General features: G+C 66.7%; 11 protein-coding genes. 3 read left to right on the top strand and 8 right to left on the bottom strand.

The annotated features are described in order from the left end of the window. Nucleotides 1–199: 199 nt before the first annotated feature. From GJV80_RS14475 to GJV80_RS14470, 3 genes are all read right to left on the bottom strand, one after another. On the bottom strand, nucleotides 200–2695 hold the full coding sequence (locus GJV80_RS14475; protein ID WP_195908933.1) for an Ig-like domain repeat protein: 2496 nt from the start codon (nucleotides 2693–2695) through the stop codon (nucleotides 200–202). A 4-nt stretch (nucleotides 2696–2699) separates the two neighbouring features. After that, nucleotides 2700–3065 carry a hypothetical protein gene (locus GJV80_RS23235; protein WP_195908932.1) on the bottom strand — a complete coding sequence of 122 codons (366 nt, stop codon included), beginning with the start codon at nucleotides 3063–3065 and terminating at the stop codon, nucleotides 2700–2702. Nucleotides 3066–3954: 889 nt separating this feature from the next. Further along, nucleotides 3955–4758 (bottom strand): HAD family phosphatase, encoded by an 804-nt coding sequence (locus tag GJV80_RS14470; RefSeq protein ID WP_230207704.1) that lies wholly within the window; start codon nucleotides 4756–4758, stop codon nucleotides 3955–3957. A 50-nt stretch (nucleotides 4759–4808) separates the two neighbouring features. On the opposite strand from GJV80_RS14470, the gene GJV80_RS14465 reads away from it, so the two are divergent. From GJV80_RS14465 to GJV80_RS14455, 3 genes are read left to right on the top strand one after another with little or no spacing between them, the layout of a single operon-like run. Beyond that, entirely contained in the window at nucleotides 4809–5084 is a 276-nt protein-coding gene (locus GJV80_RS14465) for a glutaredoxin family protein (RefSeq protein ID WP_154688501.1), read from the top strand. A 29-nt stretch (nucleotides 5085–5113) separates the two neighbouring features. Further along, complete coding sequence (locus tag GJV80_RS14460; protein ID WP_154688500.1) at nucleotides 5114–5443, top strand: L-rhamnose mutarotase; 330 nt, start codon at nucleotides 5114–5116, stop codon at nucleotides 5441–5443. Between the two features lie 16 nt (nucleotides 5444–5459). Continuing rightward, complete coding sequence (locus tag GJV80_RS14455) at nucleotides 5460–5648, top strand: hypothetical protein (protein ID WP_154688499.1); 189 nt, start codon at nucleotides 5460–5462, stop codon at nucleotides 5646–5648. A 457-nt stretch (nucleotides 5649–6105) separates the two neighbouring features. Here GJV80_RS14455 and GJV80_RS14450 read toward each other — a convergent pair whose 3' ends face one another. From GJV80_RS14450 to GJV80_RS14430, 5 genes are read right to left on the bottom strand one after another with little or no spacing between them, the layout of a single operon-like run. Then, nucleotides 6106–7320: a NarK/NasA family nitrate transporter gene (locus tag GJV80_RS14450; protein ID WP_154688498.1), complete on the bottom strand. Its 1215-nt coding sequence runs from the start codon at nucleotides 7318–7320 to the stop codon at nucleotides 6106–6108. 9 nt (nucleotides 7321–7329) lie between these two features. Continuing rightward, the gene (narI, locus tag GJV80_RS14445) at nucleotides 7330–8076 is read right to left on the bottom strand and encodes a respiratory nitrate reductase subunit gamma (RefSeq protein WP_154688497.1); all 747 of its coding nucleotides are present in this window, start codon (nucleotides 8074–8076) and stop codon (nucleotides 7330–7332) included. After that, nucleotides 8073–8729, bottom strand: a complete 657-nt coding sequence (gene narJ, locus GJV80_RS14440; RefSeq protein ID WP_154688496.1) for a nitrate reductase molybdenum cofactor assembly chaperone — start codon at nucleotides 8727–8729, stop codon at nucleotides 8073–8075. Before narJ ends, narI begins: the two co-directional genes overlap by 4 nt. Continuing rightward, complete coding sequence (gene narH / locus GJV80_RS14435; protein WP_154688495.1) at nucleotides 8726–10471, bottom strand: nitrate reductase subunit beta; 1746 nt, start codon at nucleotides 10469–10471, stop codon at nucleotides 8726–8728. Before narH ends, narJ begins: the two co-directional genes overlap by 4 nt. Then, nucleotides 10468–14181 carry a nitrate reductase subunit alpha gene (locus GJV80_RS14430; RefSeq protein WP_154688494.1) on the bottom strand — a complete coding sequence of 1238 codons (3714 nt, stop codon included), beginning with the start codon at nucleotides 14179–14181 and terminating at the stop codon, nucleotides 10468–10470. Before GJV80_RS14430 ends, narH begins: the two co-directional genes overlap by 4 nt. Nucleotides 14182–14212 lie beyond the last annotated feature (31 nt).

The following is a 14212-nucleotide window of genomic DNA, read 5'->3' as shown; positions in this document are numbered from 1 at the left end:
GTGAGCGGGACTGTCGCCGGGCCGAACGCCGGATCTCCGGTGCAGACCGGCGTGCCCGACGCGCCGTACAGTCGGAAGGTCACCGTGCCGGTCGGAATCGGTGCGTCGGGTATCCCGGTCACGGTTGCCGTGTCGGAGACGGACGCGTTGGGCAGCGTCGCGGTGGTCGCCTGGGTGGCGATCGTCGGAACGGCAGGTGTCACGGTGGACGTCTCACCGGCCTCGCCGCAAGGGCTCTGTGGAAGGGCCGTGTAGTTGTCGTCGCCGGAGTAGGAGACCCTCCAGTAGTAGCTGCCCGCTCGCGGCGGTGGTGTGAACGAGGCCGTAGCGATCGACTCCACCGGGCGGCCCCGGGCCGGAGTTCCATTGGCCCGGAATCGAACGCGGGTTGGCCGGTGCAGTCCGGGGTCGGTGAAGGCCCGTAGGCCGTGAAGGTCACGGTGCCGGTGGGTGCGGGCATGCCGGCAACTCCGGTCACGCCGACATCGGTCGCCGTGTCGCTTGGTGAACTGCCGAGTTGCACCGAGGTCGCCTGGGTGGAGATCGACGGAGTGGCTTTGGTCACCACCGACGTCTCGCCGTCGGCGTTGCAGGCGCTGGTCAGACTGATGAATTCGTCATCACCGGAGTAGGCGACGCGCCATCGATAGGTTCCCACCGCGGGCGGGGTGAAGGGCTCCGACGTCGCTCGCCCGTTCACCAGGTCGATGGCGTCCGACTCGAACAGCGGGTTGCCCACGCACTCGGTGTCGTCGGTCGGGTAGGCCAGGAAGCGTACGGTGCCGGTCGGCGTCGGCCCGCCGGCCGGCCCGGCAACCTGGACGGCGTCAGCGATCGTTTCGCCGAGGGTGATGGTGTCGGTCGCGGTTGTGGTGATCGTCGGGAGGGTCCCGCGGACCAGCGATGTCTCACCGTTGGCGCCGCACCCACTGACGACGGCGTCGTTGTTGTCGTCACCCGTGTACGACGCCACCCAGAAGTAGCGCATACCCAGCGCATCCATCGGCACGACGAAGGGCTCGGAGGTGGCACGTGCCGCCGATCCGCCGTTGACCTCGGTGAGCGGCCGATCAGTCGACTGGAACGCCAGGTTGGCAGCGCTGCAGTCGGGGCCCGTGGAGTCGGGGAACGGGCCGTACAGGGCGAAGGTGACGGTGCCGCCGATGGGGGATTGGATCCTGGACAGGACGGCAGTGTCGGAGATCTCTTGGCCCGGGCCGGCCGACGTGGCGGACGTTGAGATGATCGGCGATGCCTTGCTGACCACCGATCTCTCGTTGGCGTCGCCGCACGGGGTCGTCAGTGGGGAGTAGTTCGAATCTCCCGAGTACGAGACCCGCCAATAGTAGGTACCAGCCGTTGTCGGGTGGAACGAGGCCGACGCTTGCCCGATGCCCGTCGCGCTGGCTTCGAGCTCCACGGGGTCGGAGGTGAAGGCGACGGCGTCGCACACCGCGGTGGCGGAATCGGTCGGCCCGTACGCGGTGAAGATCAGCGTGCCGGTCGGTTCCGGCCCGCCGTCGACCCCGGATTCGGTCGCGGAGTCGGAGATGGTGGCGTCGGGCAGCGTGGCGTCGTTCGCCGCCGTCACGATGGTGACCGCTGCCCTCGCGACGGTCGATGTTTCACCCGTCTCGCCGCAGGCGCTGGTGAGACCGAGGTAGTTCGCCTCACCGGAGTACAAAACCACCCAGTGGTAGTTCCCGGCCGCGGCCGGTGTGAAGGGCGGAGAGGTGGCCTCGCCGTCCACGAGCGGAATCGGATCTGAGGTGAACACGGGATCGCCGCTGCACTCTGCCGAGGCGGACGGGCCGAACAGCCGGAAGGTCACTGTCCCGGTCGGAGTCGGCCCGCCCCCGGTTGCCGTCAGCGTCGCGGTGTCGGTCACGTCCCCGCCGAGGGTGGTGTCGGCGGCGGTGGTCGTCATCTCTCGTTCGAGGCAGTCCTGTGGGGCTTCCACCTCGATCGGGTTGATGTAATCCTTCAGCGCCGAGCTGTCGAACTGCTGGGATTGCCGGGAGCGGAAGTTGATGGTGCTGAACTTGTCGATCAGGTCGCACCCGGGAACCTGACCCGTCAGCACCGTCAGGTTCATCGCGGCTTCGAGGAACAACCCGTCGGTGCTGGTTGCGGCGAAGAAGTTGTCCGGGCAACTGACGGCGCCCCAGGATCCCGACGACGGCCCGCTGGACGTCCAGCGCTGGCAGTTGGCAAGGGCCAGCGGCCGGCTGCCGTTCTGCGTCAGGTTGAACCGCCAGTCGCCGGTCGTACGGTCCGGTATGGCGGGGTTCGTCGACCGATTGGGTCGCTGGTTCACCTCGAGCGTGTAGCCGATGGAGCCGCTGGAGGCCGCGCGGCTGAAACCGAACATCTCCCAGATGTTGTTGGTGACCGAGTCCCTGGTCGCGAACGCGTAAACGTCGTTGATGTCTGCCTGCCCCGATGCGCTGCCCCCGCCCGCGGCGCCGGTCCAGTTGGGCCAGTTGCCCTCACTGCCGCTGGCGTACTGGGTGCCGTCGCCGAGGCCGTCGCGGTCCACCGGCTGATCGCCGACCGCGGGGCTCTCCCAGTCCAGATTGCCGGCCGCGTTGACCTGGCAGTTGCCGTCGATCTCGAATCCTTGAACGACGAGCGTGGCTGTCTGGGCTGTCGTCGGGCACGGTTGGCCGGGATTGACCACGGAGAATGGCCCCACCCGCTCAGCTGCTTTCGCCGTGGCCGGCGATTTCGTCGTGGTCGCCGAATCGGGTGCCGGCGTCCGGATCCCGCGGTGAGCGGGACGCGAGGTTGTCGACGGGCTCGTTGAAGCAGACGAGGAAGGCGGGTCCGGCGCGACGGGACCTGTCTGCACAGGAGCGTCGGCGGTCGGGGAGGGCGTTGGGTCTGGGGAGGAGGGCGCAGCCGAGGATGGAGCCGCATCCGGTGATCCGGCCGGTGACCACGAACTGTCCGCCGACCGAGGAGCAGTTGGCGATGAGGACGGTGCCCTTGCCGCTGATGGTGAGGAGGTGGCCGCGGGCGACTCGCTGGCTTCCCGTGCAGCCACAGTGAGGGTGGTGGCGCACGGATCGCTTGCCGCGCACCGGCTTCCCGCCAGAGCTGCCGCCGTGGTCAGCTTCGCCCCGGCTGGTGCATCCGCGGACGTCTTCGCCACGAAAGTGGCCGCCGTTGATCGTGGCGCGCCCGCCGTGCCCAGTGCCGGCAGTGTCCAGGTGAGGTCCTTGGTGGCCGGGTCGAGCGACAGATTCTGCCTGGTCAGGGTCTGTTCGGCTGAGGCGATTTCGGCATTCGTCAGCAGGCCGGAAAGGTCGTCGACAACCACCGCGCTGCCGGACAGCGGTTGCTCGCTGCTGGCCTGCAGCGTGTAGGTGATCTTGCTGCCGGGCTGCACGCTGCCGCCGGATGCCGGGACGGCCTTCGCGGTGACCGTCAGCGGCGGCCCGGCTGTCGCCGGTGCCGTGTTCGGAACCAGCGCCAGCAACCCGCCGAGCGCAGTCAGCGCGGCAGTCAGGACAGAGACTGCGCGCCGCCGCCGTGGCCGACTGCTCGAGCCTGGCCAGTTCGACTGTGCCATGGGTTCCCCCTTTCGGCGCTCGCGAACAAACCGTTGCGGCCGAGGAAACCACCGCGATATCTGATTTGCCGAATGGTCGTGGCGAATTCACCTGGCGATCCGCGCTGCCCGATGGGCAGCGCGACAAGCCGGATGGCTGCCAGGGGCCGTCGACGGTCCGTGACGGTCACCGGAGAACTGAACACTTTCTCCGACCAACAGAGCAAAGGCGGTTTCTCCTCCGTCCCAAGTCACGCTGCCAGCGTGCACCTCGAAACCACAAGGTCCTCTGCAGAATTGAATCCAAGCCGGGTTACGGAGGCTTCACCCGATTCTGGTGACACCGGTAATTCCGAGCGCAATCGACGGAGGGTTATCACTCCGGTTGCATATTCGGCCGGTCAGCGCTTGAACATGCGGCGCACGCTGAGTCCCGCCGCCAGAGCGCCGGCGGCCGCGCCGGCCGATGCCGTGCCGAGCAGCCCGAGGCGTACCGCCCGGCGATGGGTGCGGAACTCCCGGACCTGCCAGTCGTACTCCTGAGCATGGTGCTCCAGCCGGCGGTCCGGGTTGACCGCGCAGGGATGGCCGACCAGCGACAGCATCGGCAGATCGTTGTACGAGTCGGAGTAGGCGAAGCACCGAGCAAGATCGAATCCGTGTTCGACGGCCAGAGCGCGTACGGCCTCGGCCTTTGCCGGACCATGCAGCAGCTCTCCGACCAAGTGGCCGGTGTAGACACCGTTGACGGTCTCCGGCACGGTCGCCACTGCTCCGCTCAGCCCGAGCCGATTGGCGATGATCGACGCCAGTTCGATCGGTGCCGCGGTGACCACCCAGACCTGCTGACCGGCGTCCAGGTGCATCTGGGCCAGTGCCCGGGTGCCGGGCCAGATCTTCGGCAGGATCGACTCCTCGTAGATCTCCTCACCGGCCGCGGCCATCTCCTCAACGGTGTGACCGGCGATGAAGTTCAGCGCCGAATCACGGGCTTGCTGCATGTGATCGGGATTCTCCCGCCCCACCACGCGGAACCAGGTCTGCAGCCACAGTCCCTTGAGAATGAGCCGGGTCGGAAAGAAGCCGCGACGATAGAGGCCGCGGGCGAGATGGAAGATCGACGCACCCTGGATCACGGTGTTGTCGAGATCGAAGAACGCCGCCGCCTGGGCATCCGGACGGATCAGCGGCGCCGGCGTCGTCATGACGCCAACCATAGTGCGGGGCGGATCGCTGCCCGTGCCAGACTCTGACCATGAGCGAAGTGCGCACCGGCAACGGCTCCGACGATGCGCGGGTCGTGGTGATGACGCGCGTCGGTTGCCATCTGTGTGCCGATGCGGTCGCGGTGATCGCCGCGGTGTGCGCGACGACCGGAGATCGCTATCGGGAGATCGACGTTGACTCCGATCCGGAACTGGCCCGGCGTTACAACGATCAGGTCCCGGTCACCTTTGTCGACGGCCGCCAGCATGATTTCTGGCGGGTCGACCGGGATCGTCTCCGCGCCGCATTGACCGCTCGCTCGTAACCCATCGCCCCGCCCTCACAGGAGAATGCATGCAGCGTGTTGCCCAGATCATCCGGCTCAAGCCGGAGGCGATCGAGGAATACAAGCGGATCCACGCCGACGTCTGGCCGGGCGTACTCGCCCAGATCGCCGAGTCGGGAATCAAGAACTATTCGATCTTTCTGCGCGAACCGGAGAATCTGCTTTTCGCGTACTTCGAATACCACGGCGAGGACCTGGCTGCCGATATGAAGCGGATGGCCGACGATCCGACCACCCAGGATTGGTGGAAGATCACCGACCCGATGCAGGAGTCGCTGGAGACGACCTCGGATGACCAGTGGTGGGCACCTGCCGAGGAGGTCTTCCACACCGAGTGATCGTCGCCGAGGGCGGATGTCCGGATACCCCGGGGCGCCGAGCCGGCCGCGTGGCGCCGAGCCGGCCGCCGGCGCCGAACCACCCGCCGGCGCCGAACCACCCGCCGGCGCCGAACCACCCGCCGGCGCCGAACCACCCGCCGGCGCCGAACCACCCGCCGGCGCCGAACCACCCGCCGGCGCCGAACCGAAGGTCAAAGGTTGATCCTGCGGCTCAATCTGCGCCCGATTTGGTGCGTACGCTCAAACTTTGATCTTGCGACATGGGACCGGGTGGCCCGCGGCGGTGCGGGAGCGCCTGGAACGGCCGCCACGGTTCGGTTCTTCCCCCCCGGCAGCCGCCACCCGATTCCGAACCTCAACGTTTGATCCTGTGGCTGGTTTTCGGCGGGGATTTGGTGCGTAGGCTCAAACTTCGATCTTGCGACCTCAAAGTTTGATCTTCCGACATCGGGTTCGGGGTGCGGGGTTCGGGTTCGTGCGTCCGAGAGCCACCCGATTCCGAACCTCAACGTTTGATCCTGTGGCTGGTTTTCGGCGGGGATCTGATGCGTACGCTCAAACTTCGACCTTGCGACCTCAACGTTTGACCTTGCGACGAGGGCGACCCGAGCGACGAGGGTGACGCTGGGCGGCGCGCACCGAGTGCGGCCCGGGGCGGGTCAGGTGGCGCGGGGTTGGCTCTTGGTGAGCAGGGTGAAGGCCAGACCGCCTACGGCGAGCAGGGTCAGCAGGGCAAGACCGAGGCCGTAGTCAGGGAACACCAGATGGTAGGTCGCTCCCATCACCAACGGCGGGAAGAAGCCACCGATGCCGCCCATCGCACCCACGACGCCGGTGATGCTGCCAACCCGGTCCGGCGGCGCCTGCAGTGCGACCCAGGCGAAGACACCGCCGGTACCAAGACCCAGGAAGAACGCCAACGCGACGAAGGTCGAACCGGAGGCGAGGTCGGGTGGCGGTTGCAGCGCGACGATGACCGCCATGACGGCGGTGCCGGTCAGTGATATCGCCACCACCCGTCGCGGCCCGATCCGGTCGGCCAGTGCGCCACCGATCGGTCTGGCGATGACTGCGACGATCGCGAACACGGCCGTCCGCGTCCCCGCCTTGGTGAGGCTGAAGTCGTAGATGTCGTGGATGTAGGTCGGCAGATAGGTGGAGAAGGCGACGAAGCCGCCGAACGCGATCGCGTACAGGAAGGACATCCGCCAGGTGACGCCGAGCCGCAGCGCACCGGCGATCTTGGGCACCACCGGTTGGCGGCTGGGCTGCCACCCCGGCGCATTCCGCATCAGCAGCCAGCACAACGCGGCACCCACCAGCAATGCCACGGCGATGATCACATGTGTCGGCAGATATCCGAACCAGCCCACGAACCGCGGCGTGAAGAAGGCCGACAACGCCGTGCCACCCATCCCGGCGCCGAAGATGCCAAGCGCCGACCCGCGTCGTTCCGGCGGGAACCAGGCGTTGACGAACGGGACACCGACGGCAAACGTGGTGCCGGCAATGCCCAGGAAGAACCCGATGATCAACAACCACAGGTAGGAGTGCTCAGCACCGGCGATCCCGACCAGGAACGCAAAGGGTGCCGAGATCACCAACAGGACGGTGAACATCAGCCGGCCGCCGTACCGGTCGGTCAGCGCACCGGAGACGATGCGCCCCAACGACCCCACCAGCACCGGTATGGCGACCAACAGGGATTTCTGGGTGCTGCTCAACCCGAGCTCGTCGGTATACCGGGCTCCGAGCGGCCCGATCTCATTCCAACCCCAGAAGCTGATGGCGAAGGCGGCGGTGGCCATCGCCAGGTTGCGGGCCTGTCCGCGGGGAGCGATCGTCGTGGTCTCGGTCGCGCTGACTTCGGCCATCGGATCCCCTCAGCGATCCCGGTCCCGGGTCCCCACCGGAGCCCAGCCCGGTCGGGGAGCGCGGCTGCCCGACGGACCGACGTCCCTGCTCCGATAGACGATGTACGGCCTGAAGAGATAGTGCACGGGCACGGTGAAGGCATGCACCAATCGGGTGAACGGGAAGATCACGAAGAGGGCCATTCCGATCAAGGTGTGGACCCGGAACGACAGCGGTGAGGCGGCCATCGAATCGATCTTGGGCTGCAGAATGAACAGTGACCGGAACCAGGGCGAGACGCTCTCCCGATAGTTGTGCGTCTGCCCGCCGCCGACGCCGGCGTAGAGCAGCGTGGTCAGCAGTCCGAAGACCAGCGCCGCGACGAGGACCACGTACATCGTCTTGTCGTTCTTGGTTGTCGCCATGAAGACCGGCCCGGTGGTCCGCCGCCGGAAGATCAGGATGCCGATTCCAATCAAGGTGCAGAAACCGGCGAGCGCGCCCAGGCTGAGAGCCACCAGGTGGTAGTCGTGTTCGGTGACGCCAACCGCCGCGGTCCACGACTCGGGAATCACGAGCCCGGCAAGGTGGCCGATGATCACAACAAGGATGCCGAAGTGGAAGAGCGGGGAACCCCAGCGCAGCAAACGGGATTCGTACAGCTGGGACGATCGGGTCGTCCAACCGAACTTGTCGTAGCGGTATCGCCAGATGGTGCCGCCGACCAGCACGACGATCATCGCGTACGGGAGGATGCCCCACAAGATCAGATTCACGAGTACGCCTCCAGCTCGACACTGACCGGTCCGACACTTTCCAGGCCGACGGTTTCGACCGGTGGCGTCGGCGGAGCAAGCTGCTGCACCTCGGCGCGGCTTCTCGGCGACTCTCCCGGCAACGTCGTACACACCGCGGCCACCACCAGGGCGAACGGCGATCCACTGTCGATCAGTGCGAACCGCAACATCTCCAGGGACGCCCGGTAGTCCTGGAGCAACTGGCTGCCCTGCTGCGGATCGACGACGGCGGCGTACTCCAGGACGATCGGCAGGAAGTCCGGCAGTTCTTGATCATCGGCGAGCAGGAACCCACTGCTGCGGTACTGCGCCTTGAACCGCGCCAACGCCTGCCCTCGCCGTCGGGTGTCCCCATCGGTCCAGTAGGACAGATACAGCGCGTGGCCACGATCAAGATCGAAAAGATCGACGTAGCGACGACGACGCTCATCGGGATCAATCGCGGTCCATGCGTGCAAGAAATCCAGCAGCGCATCCCTGCCGCGACCGGTCGGCTGGGATTCCATGATCGCCACGAGCTCCGGGAGCCGGGCCGAGACCAGGTCGTCGGGGTAGCAGAGACAGAAGGAGGCCACCTGCCTGATCAGCCGGTCGGCAGCGGGTACGGCGGCACGCCTGCGTTTGAGCGTCATGATCCTGCTGCGTGGTCGGGTCGACTCGGCTGGTCGGACTGGTTGGACTGATCGGATGCGTCGATCTGACCGAGGGTGGAATCTCCGGGAGGGGTCTCGGGGAACAGACCGGGTGGCCGGCCGTTGCCGTCCCAGTTCAGCAGATTGACCCGGCCGCGAAGCTCGGATGCATCGGTGGCGCTGTCGGAACTCTGCCGTTGTCGCAGGCTGTGGAAGGTTTCCACGGCTACCGGCACCGGTTGGCCGCTGGCCTCGCCCATCGGACCGGCGCCGTACATGCCCGGCCCGTCCTCGAACTCCAGCGAGCAGCCGATCTCCTCCAGATTGTGTGCCTCCTCCAGGTGGGCCGGCGGAATCACATAGCGCTCGGAGTACTTGGCCAGCGCCAGCAGGCGGTACATCGCCTGCACCTGCTGTTCGGTCATCCCGACCGCCTCCGGGATCCCCGGATCCGTCGGCCGCCCGAGCGTCACGTCACGCATGTAGGAACGCATCGCAGCCAACCGATGCAGTACGCCGAGCACCACGTTGGTGTCGCCGGCGGTGAAGAGTTCGGCCAGATATTCGACCGGGACACGCAGCGACTCGATCGCGCCGAACAGCACGCCGGCGTCCTCGGCGTCGTGACCCTGCTCCGACAGCAGGTCCACCACCGGCGACAGCGGCGGCACGTACCAGACCATCGGCATGGTGCGGTACTCCGGATGCAGCGGCAGAGCGATCTTGTAGACCTTGGCCAGCTGATAGACCGGCGAACGTCGCGCAGCATCCAACCAGGAGTCGGGAATGTCCTGCTTGCGAGCTTCGGCGATCACCGCCGGATCGTTCGGGTCCAACATCAGGTCCAGTTGCGCCTGGTAGAGGTCCTTCTCATCGGGCACCGATGCGGCCGCGGTCACCGCATCCGCGTCGTAGAGGAAGATCCCCAGATACCGCAGCCGGCCGACGCAGGTCTCCGCGCACACGGTCGGCAGACCGACCTCCACCCGCGGGTAGCAGAGCGTGCACTTCTCCGCCTTTCCCGACTTGTGGTTGAAGTACATCTTCTTGTACGGGCAGCCGGTGATGCACTGCCGCCACCCGCGGCAGCGTTGTTGATCAACGAGTACGATGCCGTCCTCGGAGCGCTTGTAGATCGCACCGGACGGGCAGGACGCCATACAGCTGGGATTGAGGCAGTGTTCGCAGATCCGCGGCAGATAGAACATGAAGGTCCGTTCGAACTCGAAGCGGATCTTCTCCTCCGAACGCTCCCGGACCTTCTGCACCAGCGGATCGGCCGAACCGTACTGCTGCGAGCCGCCAAGATCATCGTCCCAGTTCGCCGACCACTTGATCTTGGTGTCGTGACCGGTGAGCAGCGACTTCGGGCGGGCGACCGGTGCGTCGTCACCGAGCGGTGACTCGGTCAGCATGTTGTAGTCGTAGGTCCACGGCTCGTAGTAGTCGGAGATGTTGGGCTGGACCGGACTGGCGAAGATCGTCGCCAGCCGGCGCAAGCGGCTGCCGGTACGCAGCCGCAGCTTCCCGCGGCTGGTGAGATGCCAGCCGCCGCGCCACCGCTCCTGATCCTCATACCGGCGTGGGTAGCCCTGGCCCGGTCGGGTCTCGACGTTGTTGAACCACACGTATTCCATGCCGGCCCGGTTGGTCCACGTCTGTTTACAGGTCACCGAACAGGTATGGCATCCGATGCACTTGTCGAGATTCATGATCATCGCGACCTGGGCCATCACCCTCATCGGTAGGTCACCTCCTGGCTGCGCTTCCGCACGGTCGCGACGATGTCGCGCTGGTTGCCGGTCGGTCCCAGATAGTTGAACGTGTAGGACAGCTGGGCGTATCCGCCGATCAGATGTGTGGGCTTGATCATCAGCCGGGTCACCGAGTTGTGCGTGCCGCCGCGGCGCCCGGTGCGCTCCGACTTCGGTACGTCGATGGTGCGTTCCTGCACGTGATAGACGAACACGATTCCGTCGGGGATCCGGTGACTGACGATCGCCCGGCCGACGAAGACACCGTTGCCGCTCTCCACCTCGACCCATTCGTTGTCGGCGACCCCGATCGAGGCTGCGTCGTCCGAGCTCATCCAGACCGTCGGACCACCGCGGGACAGTGACAGCATCAACAGGTTGTCCTGATATTCGGAGTGGATCGACCACTTGGAGTGCGGTGTCAGGTACCTCACAGTGACTTGGGCGCCGTTGCGGCCGAGTCGCGGCTCGCCGAAGAGTCGGTGCATGTCCAGCGGCGGTCGGTAGAGCGGCAGGGACTCACCAAGATCGGCCATCCAGTCGTGATCAAGGTAGAAGTGCATCCGCCCGGTCAGGGTGTGGAACGGCTTGAGGCGTTCGATGTTGACCGTGAACGGCGCATAACGGCGGCCACCGGTCTCCGATCCTGACCACTCCGGCGAGGTGATCACCGGAGTGGGTGCCGCCTGGGTGTCGGCGAAGGTGATCCGACGCTCCTCCGAGCCTTCGGCAAGATCGGCGAGCCGCTTGCCGACCCGGCGTTCCAGCTGCCGGAATCCCTGGACCGCAAGAGCTCCGTTGGTCGTTCCGGAGAACCGCAGGATCGCCTCGGCCAGTTTGGCGTCGGTGTCGATGGCTGGTCGGCCGTCGGTCCGGCCGCCGAGCATCACACCGTTGCTGCGGGACAGCCCGTCCAAGGCCTGGGACAACTCGAAGGTGGTGCCCTTGACGGTGAACCCCAGTTGGTCCGCCAGCGGTCCGACCGCGGCGAGTTTGTCGGCGATGGCGGTGTAGTCCCGTTCCACCACGGTGAAGATCGGCATAGTCCGGCCGGGGACCGCCTCCACCTGATCGTCGGTCAACCAGTCCCGGACGACGCCGCGCGGCTGGGAGGTCTCGCCCGCGGTGTCGTGTTGCATCGGCACCGACACCAGGTCCTTGCGCGTGTCCAGGTGACCGGCGGCCAGCTCGGACAGTTTGCGGGCCAGATCGGTGAACAGCCGGAAGTCGGTGCGGGCCTGCCACGGCGGTTCGATCGCCGGGTTGAAGGCATGGACGAAGGGATGCATGTCGGTGGACGACAGGTCGTGCTTCTCGTACCAGGTGGCGGCCGGCAGCACGACATCGCTGTGCAACGTGGTCGACGTCATCCGGAAGTCCGCGGACACCAACAGGTCCAACTTGCCCTGCGGTGCGTCATCCCGCCAGCGGACCTCGGCCGGGTGCGGCCCGGCCTGCTGATCAGGCGGTTCCGGAAGATTGGACCGGGTGCCGAGCAGGTTGTTGATGAAGTACTCGTTGCCCTTGGCTGACGATCCGATCAGGTTGGATCGCCACACCACCAGGGTGCGAGGCCAGTTCTGTTCCGCGTCGATGTCGGCGATCGCCGGCTCCAGCCGGCCCGCCCGCAACTCCGCGGCCACAAAGCTTGCAGTGTCCGGCGCCTGCCCGTCGGCGACCGCCTGTTCGGCCCGGTCGGCGACATCAAGCGGATTGGCGGAGAACTGCGGATAGAACGGCATCCAGCCCAGCCGGGCCGATTGCGCGATCAGGTCAGCGGTGTGCCGGCCGGCCATCCGGCCGGATCCGAGCGGGGAGAGCAGGGCATCGGCGCTGTAGCCGTCGTTGCGCCATTGCCCGGTATGCATGTACCAGTACGACGTTCCCGGCACGGTGCGCGGTGGCCGGGACCAGTCGAGCCCGTTGGCCAGGGACAGCCAGCCGGTCAGCGGGCGGCACTTCTCCTGTCCGACGTAGTGCGCCCAGCCGCCACCGTTGCGGCCCTGGCAACCCGTCAACATCAACAGCGCGAGGACCGCCCGATAGGTGGCGTCGCCGTGGAACCATTGGCAGATCCCACCGCCCATGATGATCATGGACCGGCCACCGGAGTCGATGGCGTTGCGGGCGAACTCCCGGGCCACCCTGATGCACTGCTCGGCAGGCACGCTGGTGATCTCGGCCTGCCAGGCCGGCGTGTACGGATGATCGACGTCGGTGTAATCGGTCGGCCACTCGCCGGGCAGCCCGGGCCGGCCGACGCCGTACTGGGCCAACATCAGGTCGAAGACCGTGGTGACCAGATGATCACCGACGCGCTGCGCCGGCACTCCGCGGCGAAGCACCTCCCCGGTTCCGTCGGCGGCGGTGAAGGCGGGTAGTGCGACCTCGACCGGGGCGCCACTGTCGGCCAGGGTCAGCCGGGGCGTGACGTTGCCGAGATCAAGGTTCCAGCGTCCTTCGCCGGAGTCGGCGTAGCGGAAGCCGATCGAGCCGTTCGGCACGACCGGTTGGCCGGTGCCGTCGTCCAGGACGACGGTCTTCCAATCGCTCTCCGGGCCGCGGGCCGGCACCAGGTCGGATTCGGTGAGGAACTTTCCGGGGACGAACGTTCCGTCGCCCCGCTGGTCAAGCCGCACCAGGAAGGGCAGATCGGTGAACCGGCTGACGTAGTCGGAGAAGAAGGGTGTCCGCCGGTCGACGAAGAACTCCTTGAGGACGACGTGACCCATCGCCATCGCCAGCGCGGCGTCGCTGCCGGCCTGTGCAGGCAGCCACTCGTCGGCGAACTTGGTGTTGTCGGCGTAGTCGGGGCTGACGCTGACCACCTTGGTGCCGCGATAGCGGACCTCGGTCATCCAGTGCGCGTCCGGGGTCCGGGTGACCGGAACGTTGGAGCCCCACATCATCAGGTAGGTGCTGTCCCACCAATCACCGGACTCCGGGACGTCGGTCTGGTCGCCGAAGACCTGCGGGCTGGCCACCGGCAGGTCGGCGTACCAGTCGTAGAAGGACGTCATCACCCCGCCGATCAGCTGGATGAAGCGGGTGCCGATGCAATGGCTGACGATCGACATGGCCGGGATCGGGGAGAACCCTGCGCACCGGTCCGGCCCGTAGGTCTTGATCGTATGGACGTGGGCCGCCGCGATGATCTCCAGCGCCTCGTCCCAACTGATCCGGGTCAGGCCACCCTTGCCCCGGGCCTGCTGGTAGCGGCGACGCGTGTCGGGATCTCCGACCACCGCCGCCCAAGCGTCCACCGGGTCCCGGTTCTGCCGACGGGCGCTCCGATAGGCCTCGACCAGCACCTGCCGCGCGTAGGGATACCGGACCCGGGTCGGAGAGTAGGTGTACCAGGAGAACGCCGCTCCTCTCGGACAACCGCGGGGCTCGTACTCCGGGCGGTCCGGGCCGACCGACGGATAGTCGGTCTGCTGGCTCTCCCAGGTGATCACCCCGTCCTTGACGTATACCTTCCAGGAACACGATCCGGTGCAGTTGACGCCGTGGGTGGATCGGACGATCTTGTCGTGGCTCCACCGGTCCCGATAGAACGCATCACCGGACCGGCCGCCCCGACGAAACACCGCTCGGCGATCGTCGGACTCCTCCCAGCGCGTGAAGAATCGGGCGGTATCCAGCAGTGCTCGTCCCGCCGCACCGTCGACGTCCGGAAGCTTCTGTGCCCCAGCCACGAACCCAGACAAGCACCGGTTTGCTGATCTT

This window comes from Microlunatus sp. Gsoil 973 (assembly GCF_009707365.1).
Taxonomy (GTDB): Bacteria; Actinomycetota; Actinomycetes; order Propionibacteriales; family Propionibacteriaceae; genus Microlunatus.
This window is presented reverse-complemented; position numbering and strand designations above follow the sequence as displayed.

What these genes read in the sequence shown, in the direction of transcription:
- narJ (WP_154688496.1), bottom strand. Translation starts at nt 8,729, where the DNA reads ATGACGCTCAAACGCAGGCGTGCCGCCGTACCCGCTGCCGACCGGCTG.
- GJV80_RS14465 (WP_154688501.1), top strand. Translation starts at nt 4,809, where the DNA reads ATGAGCGAAGTGCGCACCGGCAACGGCTCCGACGATGCGCGGGTCGTG.
- GJV80_RS14460 (WP_154688500.1), top strand. Translation starts at nt 5,114, where the DNA reads ATGCAGCGTGTTGCCCAGATCATCCGGCTCAAGCCGGAGGCGATCGAG.
- narH (WP_154688495.1), bottom strand. Translation starts at nt 10,471, where the DNA reads ATGAGGGTGATGGCCCAGGTCGCGATGATCATGAATCTCGACAAGTGC.
- GJV80_RS14455 (WP_154688499.1), top strand. Translation starts at nt 5,460, where the DNA reads ATGTCCGGATACCCCGGGGCGCCGAGCCGGCCGCGTGGCGCCGAGCCG.
- GJV80_RS14450 (WP_154688498.1), bottom strand. Translation starts at nt 7,320, where the DNA reads ATGGCCGAAGTCAGCGCGACCGAGACCACGACGATCGCTCCCCGCGGA.
- GJV80_RS14470 (WP_230207704.1), bottom strand. Translation starts at nt 4,758, where the DNA reads ATGACGACGCCGGCGCCGCTGATCCGTCCGGATGCCCAGGCGGCGGCG.